The sequence below is a fragment of the Paenibacillus sp. RC21 genome (assembly GCF_044907935.1).
GTDB lineage: Bacteria > Bacillota > Bacilli > Paenibacillales > Paenibacillaceae > Paenibacillus > Paenibacillus terrae_A.
Genome location: NZ_JBIYCS010000002.1, coordinates 805,621 through 823,622, shown reverse-complemented (window position 1 = coordinate 823,622; position 18,002 = coordinate 805,621). Strand labels below are relative to the sequence as shown.

Below are 18,002 nucleotides of genomic sequence, written 5' to 3'. Positions count from 1 at the left end.
CGGTAGTTAAGTTATCTTTTGTTGGAGAAGCAGCATGAAAATTTGATTTTATAACTGATGAAGAGGTGAAATGTCATGGCAGTAACAGCCAAACAAATTTTTGTGAATTTACCAGTAAAAAATCTGCAACAGTCCATTGATTTTTTCACAGCAATCGGATTTGAATTTAACGCGCAGTTCACCGATGAGCATGCAACCTGTATGATTGTCAGTGAGCAAATATTTGTTATGTTGCTGGTTGAAGAGCGTTTTAAAGCATTCACTACAAAAGAAATTTCGGATGCAACGAAAACAACAGAAGCGATTGTTGCCTTATCGGTGGAGAGTCGAGAAAAGGTGGACGAAATTGTCCACAAGGCTCTGGCAGCGGGCGGCAAGCCTTCAAACGAACCTCAGGATCACGGCTTTATGTACGGATGGAGCTTTCAGGATATAGATGGGCACCTGTGGGAGCTCTTTTATATGGCAGAGCAATAAGATGAAATAAAGCTAGACATACAGAAATTAAAGTAACACCATGGAAAGTAAGCGATCCTTAAAGGATGGTTTGCTTTCTTTATTATTATCAACATCACCGGGGAGGAATCACCATGTCTAATGAAATAGCAGTCTATCCCGTTCAAGCTCTGAACGATGCACTGACAGATACACTGACCCGGCTGTTGATCGATGTGGTGGCGGACGGTGCTTCTATTGGATTTTTACCGCCAATGGCTTATCAGGAAGCAGTAGCTTATTGGAAGAGTGTCCTTCAGGATAGTGTAGTCCTGTGGATTGCGGAGAAGGACGGTGTGCCTGTGGGAACTGTGCAGCTCCATTTGGCTACAAAGGCCAACGCAACTCACCGTGCGGAAATTGCGAAGCTCATGGTGCATCCGTCTGGGCGCAGGCTTGGGATTGCGCGTCAACTGATGCAGGCTGCGGAAGAGGAGGCGCTGCGTCAGGGCAGAACGCTGATGGTGCTGGATACGAGGGTGGGCGATCCTTCCAATAAGCTATACGAATCTAACGGATTTGTGGAAGCGGGCGTGATTCCAGGGTATGCCCAATCGGCTGACGGTCACCTGCACGCTACCCGATTTTATTACAAACCACTAAATCCGTACCTGAGCCGTTGCTGAGTATTTGGCGAATAACTGTGTTATATACAGGTAATAATAGCTTGTTATACGATTTAATATGCTTTTTCCGCTATTCGACTGGAAAAGCAAGGGAATGGGAACGTATAATGAAATGGAGACCGTCTAAAGGTTCTCTTTATGCCAATTCGGCGGTCTGGATTGAAGATCGTAGTATATATAGCGGAGGAATCGATGAATATGAGGCTGGAGCATGATTTTCTAGGTACCAAGGAAGTGCCGTCAGACGCCTATTACGGTGTACAAACACTGAGGGCAAAAGAGAATTTCCCAATTACCGGCCAACGGCTTCATCCTGAGCTGATTAAAGCCATGGCGATCGTCAAAAAAGCAGCAGCAACGGTAAACATGGAGCTGACCCGCTTGCATCGTCCTAAGGCGGAGGCCATTATTCAGGCAGCTGACGAGGTGATTCAAGGACAGTTGCACGACCATTTCATCGTCGATCCGATTCAGGGCGGCGCAGGCACGTCCATTAATATGAATACAAATGAAGTGATTGCGAACCGGGCGTTGGAGCTGATCGGCAAGCAGCGTGGAGATTATCAGGAGATTAGTCCTAACAACCATGTCAACATGGCGCAATCGACAAACGACGCTTTTCCTACGGCTGTCCATCTGGCTGTTCTAAGTATGATTGACAAGCTGTTGGTCACCATGAGTGAGCTTCAGGAGGCGTTTTCACGTAAGGCGAAAGAGTTTGACAGTGTGATTAAAATGGGCCGAACTCACTTGCAGGATGCAGTACCGATCCGGCTGGGACAGGAGTTTCAGGCTTATGCGCGTGTGTTGGGTCGTGATATCGGACGTGTCCGTGCCACGAAGCAGCATTTGCTGACAGTCAATATGGGCGCAACTGCGGTGGGCACCGGCTTGAACGCAGATCGCCGTTATATTCAGCGTGTCGCGGAGGTGCTAGCGGAAGTAAGTGGTTTCCCTGTAGAGGCTGACGAAAATCTCGTCGATGCCACTCAAAACACGGATGCTTATACGGAAGTGTCTGCCGCGTTAAAAATTTGCATGATGAATATGTCCAAGGTAGCAAATGACATTCGCCTGATGGCCTCGGGGCCGCGTGCTGGTCTCGGAGAGCTGAGTCTGCCCGCCCGTCAGCCGGGTTCATCTATTATGCCGGGTAAGGTAAATCCGGTAATGTGTGAGGTCATCAACCAGATTGCTTTTCAGGTCATTGGGAATGATCATACGATCTGTCTCGCTTCCGAGTCTGGTCAGCTAGAATTGAATGTGATGGAGCCTGTGCTTGTCTACAACCTGCTGCAATCGCTGGAAATTATGAAGCAGGGCTTTCATGTCTTCCGCATTCATTGCGTGGACGGAATTGAAGCGAACGTGGAGCGGTGTCGTGAATATGTCGAAAACAGCGTAGGCATTATTACCGCGCTCAATCCCCACCTCGGATATGAGGTCGTATCACGCATCGCCCGTGAGGCGATTACAACTGGCAAATCGGTACGCGAGTTGTGTCTGTTGTATAATGTACTGACTGAGGAAGAGCTGGACATTATTTTGGACCCGTATCAAATGACTCAGCCGGGTATTGCCGGAGAGTCGCTGCTGAATAGGGAATAATAGTGCGGAGTTTAGAATGCAGGCAGCTTTGAGGCAAAATGAAGACAGCCCCGTCGAATCCGGCGGGGCTGTCCTTGTGTAACACGGTGTCAGCGTGAGATGTGGAATGCCCTGCTAAGGAGAATACACCGACCGCTGCACGCCTATTGTAGAAAAGGGGAAGAGGAATGCTGCTGGAGCAATTATCGGCATATAAGGAATTAGGAATAGGATTCATTATACTACTACTGTTACTTGTACTCATCATCAGAGGACTGATACGTCGGCGCAGAAATCGGATTTTACGTGATCTGGACCCGCGAAAAATCGGGATTCAGGATATAGACCGCATGGAGGATGGCTCGGAATTTGAGCTTTATTTGCAACGGTTGTTATCTGCGCTCGGCTATAAGGACATCTACAAAACGACCAGTAGCCGCGATTTTGGAGCGGATCTGGTTTTTACAGACCGTGAAGGTGTCAGAGTCGTGATTCAGGCCAAGCGTTATGCAGTACAAAATCCGGTCGGTTTGGGCGCAGTGCAGGAAATTTACACCTCCATGCGTTATTATGCGGCAGACAAGTCTGTCGTTATCACTTCCGGACGCTACACGGAATCCTGTAAAACACTCGCTGCTGTTAACGGAGTTAAGCTATTGGATCGCGGCGATCTGGTGGACATGATTGATCTGTTCAAGGCTAAACATCGTGAGGAGGTCATGAATCTAATAGAAAGTAAAGCCGACGTGATTGCCTCCAAATGGAGCAGGAGCAAATGATAAAAGGGACTGAACTACCAGGCGACGAGATGAAGCCTGGTAGTTCAGTCCCTTTTATTTTTAACATGATGCCTGCATTTATAAGAGACTCCATATATAAAATAGTAAATATAACCAAACTATAATTCTTTATTTACAATGAATTTACAGAAAATCTTATGAAAAAAAATGACTTTATAACCGATATAAAGATGTTGGGGATTTGCAAATTATGCTGAGGTGATATGTCATGAAGAAACAGGTTCAGTTATTAACATTGAGGTGGGTTCCCATTGTCACTATTTTTGTTTTATTGCTGGGTGCATGCGGGCAGCCAGTAGCACAAAACAAGGCGCAGCCGATTAAGGTGGGAATAGTATTGTCAGATATTGGTCTGGGCGACCAATCTTACAGTGACGCGGCTTTTCGGGGCTTGGCCAAGGCGCGGGACGAGGGGAAAATCGTTTTTGAATATCGGGAAATTTCCGAGACCAAAACATATGATGCTGCTTTTGAACAGCTTGTTCAAGAAAAATCCGATTTGATTATCGGGCTGGGGTACATGGTGAAAGAAAGTTTGGAAACCGTTGCGAAAAAATATCCGGATCTTAAATTTGTAATTGTAGATGAAAAATCCGATTTACCGAATGTGGCTTCCATTATTTTTAAAGAAGAAGAGGGCAGCTTTTTGGCAGGGGTTGTTGCAGGAATGGCGAGCCGTACCGATCAGGTAGGCTTTATCGGGGGAGTGGAGTCTCCGCTGTTGAAAAAGTTTGAGGCCGGATATCGGGAAGGGGTTCGCTCCGTTAAGCCTGATGCACAGGTTACTGCTACGTATGCGGGAGATTTCGGCAAGCCGGAGCTGGGCACGGAGATTGCACGCGATATGATCAATCAGGATCGAATTGATGTGATCTATGCGGCGGCGGGTCTTACAGGTGTAGGTGCGTTACAGGAGGCACAAAAGCAGGAAAAGTTCGCAATCGGGGTCGACAGCGACCAGTTTTTCATTGCGGAAAAAGCAGTAGTGACCTCGATGATTAAAAATGTGGATATCGCCATATATACAGCAGTTAAAAGCTTTGCAGATCATCAAAGAAAATTTACGGACCAGAATATGGTGTTCGGTCTTGCGAAAGAAGGCATCGGTTTGGCGCCTATTCGTGTTTTGACATTGAACCCGGATCAGCAAAAGCTGCTGGATGACTTGAAGGGACAGGTCAAGTCCGGCAGTCTTACTGTGCCCACCCAATAAATTTTCGTAAAACGGAGGATGATTCCTGATGAAACTGCAAGGTAAACTGGTGCTTAACGCGATGGTTTCCCTGATCGCATGCCTGGCTTTAGTGGCCTATATTATTTTTCAATTGATCCGTATCAACTCGCAAAGCAGTAGTCTCGTTCCAGCTATGCTGAATGTACAGCAGCTCAATGCTTATTTGATTCAGTCAGGACAGGCGCTGCAAAACTACTCTTCTTCCATGACAGAGAGCAATAAAACGGATGTGCAAAATCAACTGGGTCAGGCGGAAAAAACGATTACTTTGCTTTCGCAAGGCATGATGCAGACCGAAGCGCAGCAAAAACGCCTGAATACCGTTAAAACAAAATTTAGCGAACTGAAGGTTGCGACGGATAAAGCGATGAGCACGGGAAGCAGCCCTGAATCCAAACGTAATGCGATGCGTGTACAGGGTATCCAGAACGATGTGTTCATGCTGGATATTCTAACGAAAGCGCGTTATGACGAATATACAGAGGAATTGACCAAGAGTATCCGCTTTACTTGGCAATTGGCCTTGGTAGGCGCTGTTCTGCTTCTGGTGGCGGTGGGGCTATATAATACATATACATCCAGGCAACTTGCCCTCAGAACCCGCAAGTTGACGGATGCCGCGAAGCAAATTGCCGATGGGAATTTGACGGTGCAGCTCGCGCAAACGAAGGGACGTGATGAGCTGGACGAGCTCAACGAATCGTTCCGGTTCATGATCGGGAACTTGCGTAACATTGTGCTCTCTATTGACCAGTCGGGGAATCGTGTTGATCTGATGGCTCGGGATATTGACCAGCATAATGAGGCCATGAAGGAAATCGTGACGCAAGTTAGCACCTCGACAGAGGAACTGGCGATTGGTAGCCAAAAGATTGCCGAGGATCTGTCGACCACCGTTGGCGTTGTGGATGAGATGCAGCAGAAGTTTGAAGCGAATTTGTTGGAGACCAAGCAGTCCTCTACATATAGCGAAGACGCATTGCGTGTCATTGAGCAAGGTACACGTGTGATGAGCGATCAGCTACGCATTGTAGCAGAAAATCGTTCAGCGATGTCCGAGGTGGAGCAGACGGTCAAGGAGCTGGAGGCCAATGCAGCCGAGATTACAACCATGACCGGCTATGTATCCGAGATTGCCAGTCAGACGTCGCTGCTGTCCTTGAATGCTTCAATTGAGGCTGCGCGCGCGGGTGAGGCTGGAAAAGGCTTTGCTGTCGTTGCCAATGAAGTCAAAAAGCTGGCGAATCAATCGGAGTCGGCTGTGAAGCAAATTTATACCGCTGTCGAGGGCATTACGCAGGCAATGAATAAGGTGAAGACCTCTGTGACACAAAGTCAGGAGCTGTTCCGTGAGCAGGAGAAGGCGACTTCGTCTACCGGGGAATCGTTCACTGAGATTAGCGGTAAAGTACAGCAAATTGCCAGCCAAGTCAGCAAGCTGTCAGCGGATATGAATGTATCTCGGGAACTGAGCATACAGGTACAGCAAGCTATTGAGAACATCAGCGCAATTACCCAGCAATCCGCCGCAGGCAGCGAAGAGATTACCGCCTCCACGGTGGAGCAGAAGCGTTCCTTTGAGGAATCGACTGAGAAGGTGAAAGAGCTTCGTCAGATTCGTGAGGAGATGCAACGAGAGCTAGATCGTTTTCAGGTGGAAAAAACAGGCTAAGCAACACGAAACCCGAAGAAGAAGCCTTACCTCATGAAGGGAGGCTTTTTCTTTATTAAAATCGTCTTTTTACAATAATAGTAAATTTTTTATTGTTCTTTGTAGAGTTAATAGGCAGGGAATTCCACAACTTACGTCAAATAGATTTAGGGAGTATATTTTAGCCCATACGTTGTTGGCAAGAGATCATGGAAAACGAAGTCCGGAAGGATGAAGTTACGGGAATGCTACGATTAAAGCTTCGATTGATCCTGAAAAATAAACAGACAAGGCTGATTCTGCTGCTCACACTAAGCGTATCACTCATTATTAGTGTGATCGGCTTGCTATCGTATTCGGGATACCGCAAGGGTTTGGATACTGAATTAAACACACCAAACATAGAACTGCTGCAAATTAATCTGGATGTGACTAATAGGGCATTTCGTGAGTCCGATAATAAGGCGCTGGATGCGGCCTATTCCCGGGATGTTGAGGCATTTGCACGTTTGCAAACGGATGAAAAATCGCTATCAAACAACGCTTCCGTCATCAAACGGCTTCAAAAATATTTGAAAGCCCTTTCTTCGCATGAAGAGATTCATTCGGTTGAAGTTATTTCTTTTGAAAATCATGCTCTCGTATCCAGCGAATACGGCTACTTGCCTGATTGGGACCAAGCACCGGATACGACTTGGGTTCCCTGGATTCGGGACATTCAAAGGAAGCCATTACTGATTAAGCGAAGATGGTACGGCACGAATCATGAAAATGGAACGGTAGAACTGCTTTCGCTGGCAAGACCCGTGGTAAAGGATGGGCGGGTCATCGGTGCGGTGCTGGTCGATCTGGATTACGATCGCTTTTTCTCCAAGCTGTATATTCATTTATCCAACTCGCAATATGTGTACGATCTGGAGGGCGAACTGATCTATCCCAAGTTAAAATCTTCAGTGCCCTTAAACGAAATGGACAGGGTTTTGAAAGAATTGGATGTGAGCCCCTATGCTTATGTGGAGGTAGGGGGGATGGAGTATATGGCGAACCAGACTTTTTCCGATGTGACGGGCTGGCGTCTGGTATCGCTTGTTCCTATGGACAAGCTGCTGAAACATGTTAAGCTGGCCCGCAACATGATGTTGTGGTTGGCCTTTATTTCTATACTGGCGGGTTGCTCAGCGGTTTACTATTACAATTATGCGGCGTTTCGCCCTATGAAAAGAATTAATAGCCTGCTGAATTCAGGCTACAAAGGAACGCGTCAAGGTGGATTGTATGATCTGGAGCCGGTCATTGGCAAGCTGGTTGGGGAGTTCCATCGCAAATCACTGGTGGTGGAGCGAAGTTTACCGGAGCTACGTTCCAAATATATTGAAGATGTCATCCAGCGTAGAATGGGCATACAGGAAATGCGTATGAAATGGGAGCAGTATTTTTCCGATTGGGACGGTAGCTCTTTGGCTGTGATGATCGTGTCGATTGATCGGTATTCTACTTGGGCAGCAAGCTTTCCAGAGGAGGATAAAATGCTGCTCAAATATGCGCTGAATAATATTTTGCTGGAATGGCTTGAACCTCACTGGAAGGCGGTAAGCGCGCCAGATGAGGAAAGCGGGTTCGTTGTACTACTACAGTTAAGTGAGAGCGAAGATGAAGCTATAACTGTGACTGAGACTGGGGCTGATGCCGATGTCACAGACAGCATTCTGCTCCGCAAAAGCGCAGACAGGCTGATTCAGGTTGTGGATGAGCATCTTCCCCTGACTATTTCCATAGGAATGGGTCCTGCATTCTCCGATATCCATGAGTTACGTCAGTCATTCGTAAAGGGGAAAGAAGCCCTTGGTTTGCGTTTGTATGAGGGATATGGACGTTCGCATATGAGTACGGACAGCATGAGGGAGGGCGCTCACGTCTCATCAGCGGCGGGAAACCGGAATGTGGAAATCATTCGTGCCATAGAGTCACAGGAAGCCGGAGCAAGTATAAAGCTGACCAGTCAATGGGGAGAAGAACTTCGTCTTCACAGGACCTCTCCGATGCAGGTGTACTTGTCTGTACATGAGTTGATGGAGGAATTGCTGAAATGGTGCATGACTCATAGTGTGACGCCGCCGGATCAGCTGGTCGATTACCACTGGAATCAGATTCTGACGCTTGATCTTTCAGATATGGAGAAGCAATTGTTTTCGATTGTGGCTGATATCGGGGAAAAGCTTACTGGACACAGACAGTCCAAGGAATTTGTACGTGTACAGGAGATGATGGATTACATGGAACATCATTTGCATTTAAATATCGGGCTTCAGGAAATTGCAGATCAGGTCCATATGAGCGTGTCATCAGTGAGCAGTATGTTCAAGGAAGAGACAGGCAGCACCGTATACGACTACTTGACTGGTTTGCGAGTGAAAAAAGCGTGCGCTTTACTGTGTGAAACACATCTGAAAATTGCAGAGATTGCAGATCAGGTCGGATACCGTAATGAAAACAGCTTTATCCGTGTATTCCGCAAACATAAACAAGTGACTCCTGGGAAATTCAGGGAAATCAACAGATGTTCCAATGGATATGCAGATCCGCCAAAAGGTCGACATTTTGGGAATTTGGAAGATAAATTCGAAGATTAAGCGATAGCTGTAGCCCCCGCGTTGCGGTACATTGACTTCATGTAAACGCAAAAATCATGGCTGAAAACGTCTGGGGGTGAAAACGGGTGCGTGACTGGCCCAGTTCATTTTTCGGAAAAGAGGAAACGTAATGAAGAACAAGCCATGGCAAAAATATGTGCTGGTTGCGGCGGGAGTGGCTTTTCTTTCTGCCTTGAGTATCAGTGAATATGTGGATCAACACGCTTTGCATGACCACAGTGGTGCATTTCCTGTGAAGCCTATTACCCTCGTCGTTCCTTATGCGGCGGGTGGCGGGACGGATATCACGGCAAGAGCATTGGCGAAAGCCGCCGAAAAGCATCTCGGACAGCCGATCATCGTCGTTAACCGGACGGGTGGAGGCGGTTCGGTCGGGCTGATGGAAGGGGCTGAGGCGCAGGCGGACGGTTACACTGTAACGTATCTGGTTGCGGAGCTGACCACACTGCCACATCTGGGACTGCTGCCCCTCACCTATGAGCGCTTTAAACCGCTGGTCCAAACCAATATGGACCCTTCTGCCATCACGGTTAGAGCGGACGCGCCCTGGACGACGGCCGAAGCATTTCTGGAGGACGCTCATGCTCATCCCGGCAAGCTGAAAATGGGCAATGCAGGCACAGGGAGCATCTGGCACCTTGCTGCTGCGATGCTGGAGCAAAAAAGCGGAGTCCGCTTTACCCATATCCCTTATGAGGGAGCAGGGCCAGCCGTTTCAGCGTTGATGAGCGGCTTCGTGGATGCTGTGCCGGTCAGTCCTGCGGAAGTGAAAAAGTATGTGGACCAAGGGAAGCTGCGCATACTGGCGATACAGGCAGACACCATTTCGGAAGCGTTTCCAAATGTGCCTACGTTACAGCAGGCTACTGGGCTGCGTGTACATTTTATCGGGACTTGGAGAGGGCTGGCTGTGCCCAAGGATACGCCGGATGAGATTGCTCAAACCCTGGCGGACGCACTGATCAAGGGGACGAAAGAGGAGAAATTCAGGGAAGAAATGCGTAGGCATGGATTGGGACTACGTGTTAAGGATGCAGAAGCATTCGCACGACAGTTGAAGGAAAGCCATGACACTTTTGCAAGACTGATTCCCGAACTTGGCTTGAGCCGCAAGTAAAACGGCCTTGTTTTTGCACTGGCAAAAACGAAAGGGTTGAATGAAGTTATGAAAATCAAACAAAACATTGATAAAATTCCAGGGGGCATTATGCTGGTGCCGCTGTTTATAGGCGCATTGGTTCATACTTTTATGCCTTGGGCCGGGGACTACTTTGGATCGTTCACCAAGGGCCTAATGACTGGGACGGTACCGATTTTGGCGGTGTGGTTTTTTTGTATGGGAGCTTCGATTGATGTACGAGCTACAGGTACCGTATTGCGTAAATCAGGTACACTCGTATTGACTAAAATTGCAGTCGCTTGGGTGGTGGCGATCATTGCGTCTAAACTGCTGCCCGTCGGTGGCGTGGAAAGCGGGCTTTTTGCCGGACTGTCGGTATTGGCGCTGATTTCCTCCATGGATATGACGAATGGTGGGCTATACGCCTCCATTATGCAGCAATATGGTTCCAAGGAAGAGGCGGGGGCATTCGTACTGATGTCGCTGGAATCCGGTCCATTAGTGACCATGCTTATTTTGGGCAGTACCGGACTGGCCGTTTTTGAGCCGCAGACATTTGTGGGGGCGGTATTGCCATTTTTGGTCGGGTTCACACTGGGCAATTTGGACCATGATTTCCGTAAATATTTTGGTAACGCCACGCATGCCCTTATTCCCTTCTTCGGTTTTGCACTGGGTTGTTCCATCGACCTGAGTGTCATTGCCCAAACAGGCTTGCTCGGAATAATATTAGGTATTTTCGTTATTATCATTACAGGCATTCCGCTCATCCTGGCAGACAAATATATCGGCGGTGGCAACGGCACTGCGGGAATCGCAGCCTCCAGCACGGCAGGTGCAGCGGTAGCGAATCCGGTCATTGTGGCCAATATAAAGCCAGAATTTCTGCCAGTAGCACAATCAGCAACAGCATTAGTTGCTGCTTCGGTCATCGTTACCTCTATTTTGGTACCTATTCTCACGGCTTACTGGGCCAAATATATGAAACATAAGGAAGAATCCAAAGGAGCGGGGCCTGTAAACCCAGGTGCCAATGTGCCTAAATAAAGCTCGGATGATCTTTAGTCTCTCCATTACCCGGGAAATGCTTTTGCAGATACGTCTTATATCCTAACATCACAAACTTGTCCTAAAACGCTACTGCAAACATACATATGTAAGCAGAGGAGCGTGATGGAATTGGAAAACAAGGTGCGTCGCTACTATCAGTTAAAGCAGAAGCAAAAAGAAATTGAGGGTGAACTGACTGATTTGCGTAATGACATTACAGCTCATTGTGCGGAACAGGGAGTGGCAGATTGGGAAATTGGCAGTTATCGCGTTAAAGTTGTACAGCAGCACCGTAAGGAATACGACCATACCAAGCTGTATGATTCACTGCCTGATCCGCAGCTATGGCGCTTGTTTTCCAAACCGGATACTTCGAAGATTGCCAGTTTGCTTAAACTCAAGGTCATCGCAGAGGAGCAATTAAAAGATGCTGTTTCTCTCAAAACGGTGACCCTATTACAGGTGGATAAAAAATAAAATGTAGATCATAGCGTTACTTTACAAAGTGCTGTAGCCTCAGAAAGGTTATTCGGTATGCGTCCGAATAGCCTTTTTCGCCTTTCCAATTTGCGTGATAGCTTTGGAGTGGTGTACTCTAGTAAAAGTTGGTTGAGACGGAGGAAGTATACATTGAACATGGAGACTGCTGTCAGTAAAGTATTTTTATATGTTTTCTCAATTTTAGTTGCGTTGGCTTCCTGTTATGGATTCATGTTGTACTGGATGTGGCAGTTACCGGAGCTTGCGGACGAATTTTCTGATCTGGAAAATGGACTTGCTTTATTTGCCGCGGGTATCGTGTTTGCCTTCATTGCTTTTGTTGTTCACCTCATTCTACATATCCTAATTTTCGCTCATCTACTTCATCGTAACGGCTACTCTATACATGTGAAAACATTGCTATTCCCCAAGGAAACAAACAACAATACAATCCTCCGTATTTGTCTGCTGGTGGTTCAGTTGATTTGGATCGTTTATGCTACCATTTTACATACAATTCCGCTGTTTTCGGTCATTAGTTTTACGCTGGTTTTTATCAATTATAGTATTTGGTTGTTGCAATTTTTGACGGAGAGACAAGGCAGGGAGGTTCGGTTGTAGGGATGTATCAAAGGAAGAGGAAAAGAGCTGACTCCCGTTTGTGGTGGGGCCAGCTCTCTTTTACTGTTGTTATCCTTGGCCGTTAAGCACCTGCCGAAAGTAAAACCGATACGTATTATAAAGGAACGTTTGGAGTGGAAGCTGAACCTCCAACTGATATTTACTCATGATAAAAGGGAAGCGCGTCTTTCCTTTTTTCCGAAGCTCCCTGACTATGTCCTCATTCATTTCTGTTGTTGTGGTAAGCTCCCCGATCAAAGTCTCCACATAAGGCCAGCAATGCTCCAGCAATAGCTGAAGGCATTCCTGATCGTCCTCCTGCTGATAGCGTTGAATATAATCTTGCAACTCTGTATCCACCTCCACGCTATATTCAGCTACTTATCGGACAAGCTTTTCCCCAGCCCTTTGAGAAAATGAATCCCAAAACCCATCGCCCGGTTTACATCCGGATCATTCATGGCCTTCATGAGATCGCGCAGGCGGGTCTTTTTGTTCTGTTTTAAATGCTCTTCGGCTTCGTTCAGGCCCGTAGTGACGCTGCCCACCAGCTTTTTCATCAGCTCGGGGTCGACCTCGGACAGCATGCCGGCTGCTCCCATCAAATTGTTGATGATATTCGTCACAGGCTTGCGCGTCGCTTGTCCTACAGCAATTTTGGCGATGCTTTCCTTGGCTTTCAGCATAGACTGAGCCGCTTCGAGAAGACCACTATCGTGCAGCTCACGCACAATTTCGAGCGTCTTCTGCAATGCCACCCCGTTGTCCGCCAGATCAGCAGTAAGCTGATCCAGCGATTGCTTTTGTCGTTCTTCTTCTGTCAACACACGTTTTCGCACGATTGAAATAGGCTTAGCCATGAGTCCGACCTCCTTATTTTTGATCCACCAGATCGACGTAACCGGGACGATTCCATTTCCGATCCACTTCAACCCCATTTTGCGGATGACGCTGTTTATAGCGCGGGTTGATACGTGGTAGCGGATTTTGACCATCTACCTCCAAAATGTGCATTCGTACCTTGTTTTGTTTATAAGCCGGTGTGTTGGTGATTACATCGAATGCTCCGCCAGTTAACAGGTTCACGGCGCTGTCATGGCTGCTGGAGTGCATAGGTACGTAGACATCGGTTCCATGCATCCGGTCGGTGATGAGAACACGCAGCTTCACGGCACCATATGGCGATTCCAGACGAACCAGCGATCCGTCCTTGACTCCACGTTCCTCGGCTAATTCCGGCGATACTTCCACAAATACACTTGGAAGCTTGAGCTGAATACCCGGCGATTTGGTTGTCAGATTTCCTTCATGGAATTGTTCGAGCAGTCGACCGTTGTTTAAGGTCAGATCGAATTCAGCCGGGTATTGTTTAGGCTGCACATATTCGAAAAGACCAAGACGTGCCTTTTTATCCGGGAAGTTAAAGCCGTTGGTGTGTAGAAGCGGTGTGTTGCTGCCATCCGGCGATCCCCAGTGAAAGCTGTTCCAGCCTTCCAATACGTCATAATTACATTGGGAGAAAAATGGAGTGAGTGATGCCATTTCCTCAAAAATTTCACTTGGATGGCTATAATTCCAATCAAATCCCATGTGCTTGGCAAATTGGCTAAAAATCCACCAGTCCGGTTTGCTGTCTCCTACAGGTTTGAGCGCCTCATATAAACGCTGTACACGACGTTCGGTGTTCGTAAAGGTACCGTCTTTTTCGAGCGAAGGTACGGCTGGCAAAATGACATCCGCGAATTCTGCTGTTTTGCTCAGGAATACATCCTGAACGACGAGGAAATCCAAATTGGCCAGCATTTCCTGTGTATGGTTGGAGTCTGCATCCACCCACGCCATTTCTTCTCCGGCGATATACATCGCTTTCAGCTCACCTGTTTCAATGGCCTCCAGCATTTGGATATTGTCCAGTCCGCGTTGGCCTGGAATGTGTACCCCGTAGGCCGCTTCGAACTTGGCACGAATGTCATCGTTGGTGACAGGCTGATAGCCCGGGAAAATATCCGGCATCGTGCCCATGTCAGCAGCACCCTGAACATTGTTATGTCCGCGAAGCGGATACGCGCCTGCACCTGGACGCATAAAGTTTCCAGTCACCAGCAGCAGGTTGGCAATCGCAATAGAGGTGTAGGAGCCTGCGATGTTTTGCGTTACACCCATGCCCCAGCAAATGGCAGTGCCGTCGGCTTCATGGACCATAGTCGCTACCTCAATCAGCGTCTCTTTGGAAATGCCCGTTTCCTGCTCTGCAAATTCCAATGTAAAGTTCTCCAGCAACTTCAAATATTCGGGATAAAAGTTTACGTTCTCTTCAATGAATGTTGCGTCATGCCAGTTTTGTTCAATGATGTACTTGGTTATAGCGGATAACCATACATAATCTGTACCTTGCTTCGGACGAATGAACAGGTCCGCACGATCCGCCATTTCATGCTTGCGCAGGTCGACCGCGATCAGCTTTTGACCGTGCAGCTTATGCGCACGTTTAATACGGGTAGCCAGCACCGGATGTCCTTCTCCCGGCGCACAGCCGACCAGCATAACCAGTCCTGCTCTGGCAATGTCTTTAATCGTACCGCTGTCGCCGCCAATGCCTCCGGTGTGTTGCAGCCCCCATGAGGCGGGGGATTGGCAATAGCGCGAACAGTTATCGACGTTATTCGTTTGGAATACCTGACGCGCCAACTTTTGCATCAAATAGTTTTCTTCATTTGTAAATTTGGACGAGGAAATAAAGCCGAGCGCTTCCCCGCCATACGTTTCTTTAATAGCACCCATTTTGCTGGCCATCAGACTCAGTGCTTCTTCCCAGGTTGCTTCCACAAATTCGTCGCCTTGACGAATTAAAGGGGTGGTCAAACGCTGATCACTGTTCACAAAATCCCAGCCGAATTTCCCTTTAACGCATGTGGAGATGCCGTTCACAGGTCCTTCAGAAGTAGGCTGTACCTTCAAAATTTTGCGACCTTTGGTCCAAACCTCAAAGCTGCAACCTACGCCGCAAAAGGTACAAACGGTTTTAGTTTTTTTCGTACGGGTTTCACGCATGGCTGCTTCGGCTTCGGAAATGGCAAAAATACCGCTATAGCCCGGCTCCACTTCCTTAATTAAATCTACCATCGGATTTAACAAGTCCTTCTCCATGCCGCTCATGAAGCCTGCTTCACCCAGCATGGATTTCTCCATCAAGGCGTTACAAGGACAGACCGTTACACACTGACCGCAGCTGACGCAGGAGGAATCATTAATTGCAACACCATCATCCCAAATGACGCGAGGGCGTTCTGCTTCCCAGTCAAGAGAGAGGGTTTCATTGACCTGAAGGTTTTGACATACCTCTACGCATTGGCCGCAGGCAATACACTGATTCGGGTCATAGCGGTAAAACGGATGGGACATATCGACTTCCGTCGGATCAACCTTGGGCTGATATGGATATTTTTGATGCTCAATTTCCATAAGCTCTGCCGTATTATGCAAGGAACAATTACCATTGTTGTTATCGCACACGGTGCAGTAGAGGAGGTGATTTTCCAGTAATCGATCCATGGCTTCTGTTTGGGCCGCTTTGGCGCGGTCCGAGTTTAATTGAATATTCATTCCGTCTGCAGCGAGTGTCGAGCAGGAGCGAACGAGCTTGCCGTTGACTTCCACGATACAGGTATCACAGGTGCGGATCGGATCGACCTCAGGAACATAACATAGTTGGGGATGGGCGATGTTATTTTCGTTAATGACTTCAAGAATCGTTGCGCTGTCTTTGGTTTTCAGTTCCTGTCCGTTTAATGTAATTTTGATCGTACTCTCAATCACGGTTCAGGCTCCTTTCAGATTTGAAATTTAAAAATTAGAAATAAAAAAACTCCACCATAAACACAAGTGCTCGTGATGAAGCACTTGTGTTTATGGTGGAGTAGTGACCAAGCTCTAGGTCCTGGAGGCCAATCCGCCATATGCGTATGTATTAATAACAGACGGTACACACCGCTTGTATATCAATAACCTGAATATGTCATTTTCTGCATGTCATCAGGTGTAACTATAACGTAAAATTTAAGATAGTTCAACGGTACATTATTAAATTTTTTAATTGATAATGATTATCGTTTGAGAAAACGAAAAAGCATTGACAAACGTTCGAGGATTGCTAACAATAAGAATGTAATCTATTGCAGAGCATTCGTGAATGGAGTGTGCGTGGGGAATCGCGTATACTTTATTTGTCGCAGCGCTTGTTAGCTTGATTTTTCTATATCACATGATGTGAGGGTTCGTAGAATCCTGATGTAGATAAATTAACCGGCATTTAGCAGATTCTTCGATGTGTTCGATGGCGAAGGATTTGTTGTGATGTCGGTTTTTTGGTTCTGTATAAAATGAATTGAAGTTCACACGGTGCCACTACACAAACGGATGATGCTTCCCATCGCTGTTGCCCCCAGATTTCCTGAATGAACGAACAATGGTGGAAATCTGGGGAACAGTTTATGCTTACGATGCGAGCTTTCCTCCGGAAAGCTTTCAGGCGACCGCTATCGCTTGTCCAGCACCATTCCGTTTGCTCCGTTTTTGATGTGAATTTCTCAAGTTCATTTTATACAGTTCCAATATAGGGTTTAGGTATTATTAATGAAGACGGATTGAGGTGAACGGGATGGCGAACCGGAGCGACGATCAATGGAATCGTCCGTTACGGGACTTGAGAATATCCGTCATAGACCGGTGTAATTTTCGGTGTCGGTATTGTATGCCGGAAGAAATTTTTGGCCATGACTATCCGTTTTTGCCAAAAGAAAAAATATTGACCTTTGAGGAAATTACCCGGCTTTCCCGTATTTTTGTCTCTCTGGGAGTTACCAAGCTGCGCATTACGGGCGGCGAGCCGTTGCTGAGAAAGGACCTGTCCTCGCTCATTCATTCGTTAACTCAACTCGAAGGAGTTGAAGATATTGCTATGACGACGAACGGCGTATTTCTTCCTAAATATGCAGCAACGCTTCGAGAGGCAGGATTGAAGAGAGTGACAGTCAGTCTGGATTCGCTCGATGATGATCGCTTCCGCCGGATGAACGGAGGAAGAAGCAGCGTGCAAGCTGTGCTGGATGGTATTGATGCGGCAGCACAAGCGGGGATGCAGGTAAAAATAAATATGGTCGTGCAAAAGGGCTTCAACGATCAGGATATTGTGCCCATGGCCGACTATTTTCAAAAGAAAAAGCATATTTTGCGGTTTGTTGAGTTTATGGATGTAGGTAACACCAATGGCTGGAAATTGGACCAGGTCGTCTCCAAGCAGCAGATCATCGAAACCATTCATAAGCAAATGCCGCTGGAGCCTGTCCCGCCCCATTACAAAGGCGAGGTAGCGACGCGTTACAGGTATCAGGACGGCGAAGGAGAAATTGGTATTATTTCGTCGGTTACGGATGCCTTTTGCTCCACATGTACACGGGCGAGAATTTCCGCTGAAGGCTCCTTGTATACTTGCTTATTTGCTTCTCAAGGGTATGAGCTGCGGGGGATGCTACGTTCTGAACAGTCCGATGATGAGATAAGAGCTTACATTGAGCGGGTTTGGAGAGGACGTACAGACCGCTATTCGGAGGAACGGCTGAATCATACGCAGCAATTCGCATCCAAAATTGAAATGTCACACATCGGCGGGTGAACCGAAACGCCAGCCT

General features: G+C 47.3%; 15 protein-coding genes. 12 read left to right on the top strand and 3 right to left on the bottom strand.

Translation table 11 applies throughout. From position 1 onward, the window contains the following. Nucleotides 1-75 precede the first annotated feature (75 nt). The 11 genes from ABIA61_RS09020 (at nucleotide 76) to ABIA61_RS08970 (ending at nucleotide 12,315) form a co-directional block, all read left to right on the top strand. Nucleotides 76-477 (top strand): VOC family protein, encoded by a 402-nt coding sequence (locus ABIA61_RS09020; protein WP_283652630.1) that lies wholly within the window; start codon nucleotides 76-78, stop codon nucleotides 475-477. A 113-nt stretch (nucleotides 478-590) separates the two neighbouring features. After that, nucleotides 591-1,121 carry a GNAT family N-acetyltransferase gene (locus ABIA61_RS09015; RefSeq protein WP_283652629.1) on the top strand — a complete coding sequence of 177 codons (531 nt, stop codon included), beginning with the start codon at nucleotides 591-593 and terminating at the stop codon, nucleotides 1,119-1,121. Between the two features lie 198 nt (nucleotides 1,122-1,319). Then, nucleotides 1,320-2,729 (top strand): aspartate ammonia-lyase, encoded by a 1,410-nt coding sequence (aspA, locus tag ABIA61_RS09010; protein ID WP_014282606.1) that lies wholly within the window; start codon nucleotides 1,320-1,322, stop codon nucleotides 2,727-2,729. A gap of 167 nt (nucleotides 2,730-2,896) precedes the next feature. Then, nucleotides 2,897-3,487 (top strand): restriction endonuclease, encoded by a 591-nt coding sequence (locus ABIA61_RS09005; RefSeq protein ID WP_283652628.1) that lies wholly within the window; start codon nucleotides 2,897-2,899, stop codon nucleotides 3,485-3,487. Nucleotides 3,488-3,716: 229 nt separating this feature from the next. Further along, nucleotides 3,717-4,721 carry a BMP family lipoprotein gene (locus ABIA61_RS09000; RefSeq protein WP_283652627.1) on the top strand — a complete coding sequence of 335 codons (1,005 nt, stop codon included), beginning with the start codon at nucleotides 3,717-3,719 and terminating at the stop codon, nucleotides 4,719-4,721. Between the two features lie 28 nt (nucleotides 4,722-4,749). Further along, complete coding sequence (locus ABIA61_RS08995) at nucleotides 4,750-6,414, top strand: methyl-accepting chemotaxis protein (protein ID WP_283652626.1); 1,665 nt, start codon at nucleotides 4,750-4,752, stop codon at nucleotides 6,412-6,414. A gap of 188 nt (nucleotides 6,415-6,602) precedes the next feature. Next, complete coding sequence (locus ABIA61_RS08990; protein WP_283652625.1) at nucleotides 6,603-9,023, top strand: AraC family transcriptional regulator; 2,421 nt, start codon at nucleotides 6,603-6,605, stop codon at nucleotides 9,021-9,023. 130 nt (nucleotides 9,024-9,153) lie between these two features. Then, nucleotides 9,154-10,161, top strand: a complete 1,008-nt coding sequence (locus tag ABIA61_RS08985; RefSeq protein WP_283652624.1) for a tripartite tricarboxylate transporter substrate binding protein — start codon at nucleotides 9,154-9,156, stop codon at nucleotides 10,159-10,161. Between the two features lie 48 nt (nucleotides 10,162-10,209). After that, nucleotides 10,210-11,211 carry a 2-keto-3-deoxygluconate transporter gene (gene kdgT / locus ABIA61_RS08980; RefSeq protein WP_283652623.1) on the top strand — a complete coding sequence of 334 codons (1,002 nt, stop codon included), beginning with the start codon at nucleotides 10,210-10,212 and terminating at the stop codon, nucleotides 11,209-11,211. Nucleotides 11,212-11,337: 126 nt separating this feature from the next. Then, nucleotides 11,338-11,691 (top strand): hypothetical protein, encoded by a 354-nt coding sequence (locus ABIA61_RS08975; RefSeq protein ID WP_283652622.1) that lies wholly within the window; start codon nucleotides 11,338-11,340, stop codon nucleotides 11,689-11,691. Nucleotides 11,692-11,925: 234 nt separating this feature from the next. Further along, on the top strand, nucleotides 11,926-12,315 hold the full coding sequence (locus tag ABIA61_RS08970) for a hypothetical protein (RefSeq protein ID WP_404580590.1): 390 nt from the start codon (nucleotides 11,926-11,928) through the stop codon (nucleotides 12,313-12,315). A 69-nt stretch (nucleotides 12,316-12,384) separates the two neighbouring features. On the opposite strand, the gene ABIA61_RS08965 is transcribed toward ABIA61_RS08970, so the two are convergent. The 3 genes from ABIA61_RS08965 to fdhF are packed head-to-tail and all read right to left on the bottom strand — an operon-like array spanning nucleotide 12,385 to nucleotide 16,131. After that, nucleotides 12,385-12,663, bottom strand: a complete 279-nt coding sequence (locus ABIA61_RS08965) for a hypothetical protein (RefSeq protein WP_404580589.1) — start codon at nucleotides 12,661-12,663, stop codon at nucleotides 12,385-12,387. Between the two features lie 29 nt (nucleotides 12,664-12,692). Further along, complete coding sequence (locus ABIA61_RS08960) at nucleotides 12,693-13,175, bottom strand: helical membrane plugin domain-containing protein (protein ID WP_404580588.1); 483 nt, start codon at nucleotides 13,173-13,175, stop codon at nucleotides 12,693-12,695. Between the two features lie 13 nt (nucleotides 13,176-13,188). Then, complete coding sequence (gene fdhF, locus ABIA61_RS08955; protein WP_404580587.1) at nucleotides 13,189-16,131, bottom strand: formate dehydrogenase subunit alpha; 2,943 nt, start codon at nucleotides 16,129-16,131, stop codon at nucleotides 13,189-13,191. 841 nt (nucleotides 16,132-16,972) lie between these two features. On the opposite strand from fdhF, the gene moaA reads away from it, so the two are divergent. Next, the gene (gene moaA / locus ABIA61_RS08950) at nucleotides 16,973-17,986 is read left to right on the top strand and encodes a GTP 3',8-cyclase MoaA (protein ID WP_283652617.1); all 1,014 of its coding nucleotides are present in this window, start codon (nucleotides 16,973-16,975) and stop codon (nucleotides 17,984-17,986) included. The last annotated feature ends 16 nt before the right edge of the window (nucleotides 17,987-18,002 follow it).

Excerpts from the sequence above, each read along its gene's own strand:
- ABIA61_RS09020 (WP_283652630.1), top strand. The coding sequence starts at position 76 with ATGGCAGTAACAGCCAAACAAATTTTTGTGAATTTACCAGTAAAAAAT.
- ABIA61_RS09015 (WP_283652629.1), top strand. The coding sequence starts at position 591 with ATGTCTAATGAAATAGCAGTCTATCCCGTTCAAGCTCTGAACGATGCA.
- aspA (WP_014282606.1), top strand. The coding sequence starts at position 1,320 with ATGAGGCTGGAGCATGATTTTCTAGGTACCAAGGAAGTGCCGTCAGAC.
- ABIA61_RS09005 (WP_283652628.1), top strand. The coding sequence starts at position 2,897 with ATGCTGCTGGAGCAATTATCGGCATATAAGGAATTAGGAATAGGATTC.
- ABIA61_RS09000 (WP_283652627.1), top strand. The coding sequence starts at position 3,717 with ATGAAGAAACAGGTTCAGTTATTAACATTGAGGTGGGTTCCCATTGTC.
- ABIA61_RS08995 (WP_283652626.1), top strand. The coding sequence starts at position 4,750 with ATGAAACTGCAAGGTAAACTGGTGCTTAACGCGATGGTTTCCCTGATC.
- ABIA61_RS08990 (WP_283652625.1), top strand. The coding sequence starts at position 6,603 with ATGGAAAACGAAGTCCGGAAGGATGAAGTTACGGGAATGCTACGATTA.
- ABIA61_RS08985 (WP_283652624.1), top strand. The coding sequence starts at position 9,154 with ATGAAGAACAAGCCATGGCAAAAATATGTGCTGGTTGCGGCGGGAGTG.
- kdgT (WP_283652623.1), top strand. The coding sequence starts at position 10,210 with ATGAAAATCAAACAAAACATTGATAAAATTCCAGGGGGCATTATGCTG.
- ABIA61_RS08975 (WP_283652622.1), top strand. The coding sequence starts at position 11,338 with ATGGAATTGGAAAACAAGGTGCGTCGCTACTATCAGTTAAAGCAGAAG.
- ABIA61_RS08970 (WP_404580590.1), top strand. The coding sequence starts at position 11,926 with ATGTTGTACTGGATGTGGCAGTTACCGGAGCTTGCGGACGAATTTTCT.
- ABIA61_RS08960 (WP_404580588.1), bottom strand. The coding sequence starts at position 13,175 with ATGGCTAAGCCTATTTCAATCGTGCGAAAACGTGTGTTGACAGAAGAA.
- moaA (WP_283652617.1), top strand. The coding sequence starts at position 16,973 with ATGGCGAACCGGAGCGACGATCAATGGAATCGTCCGTTACGGGACTTG.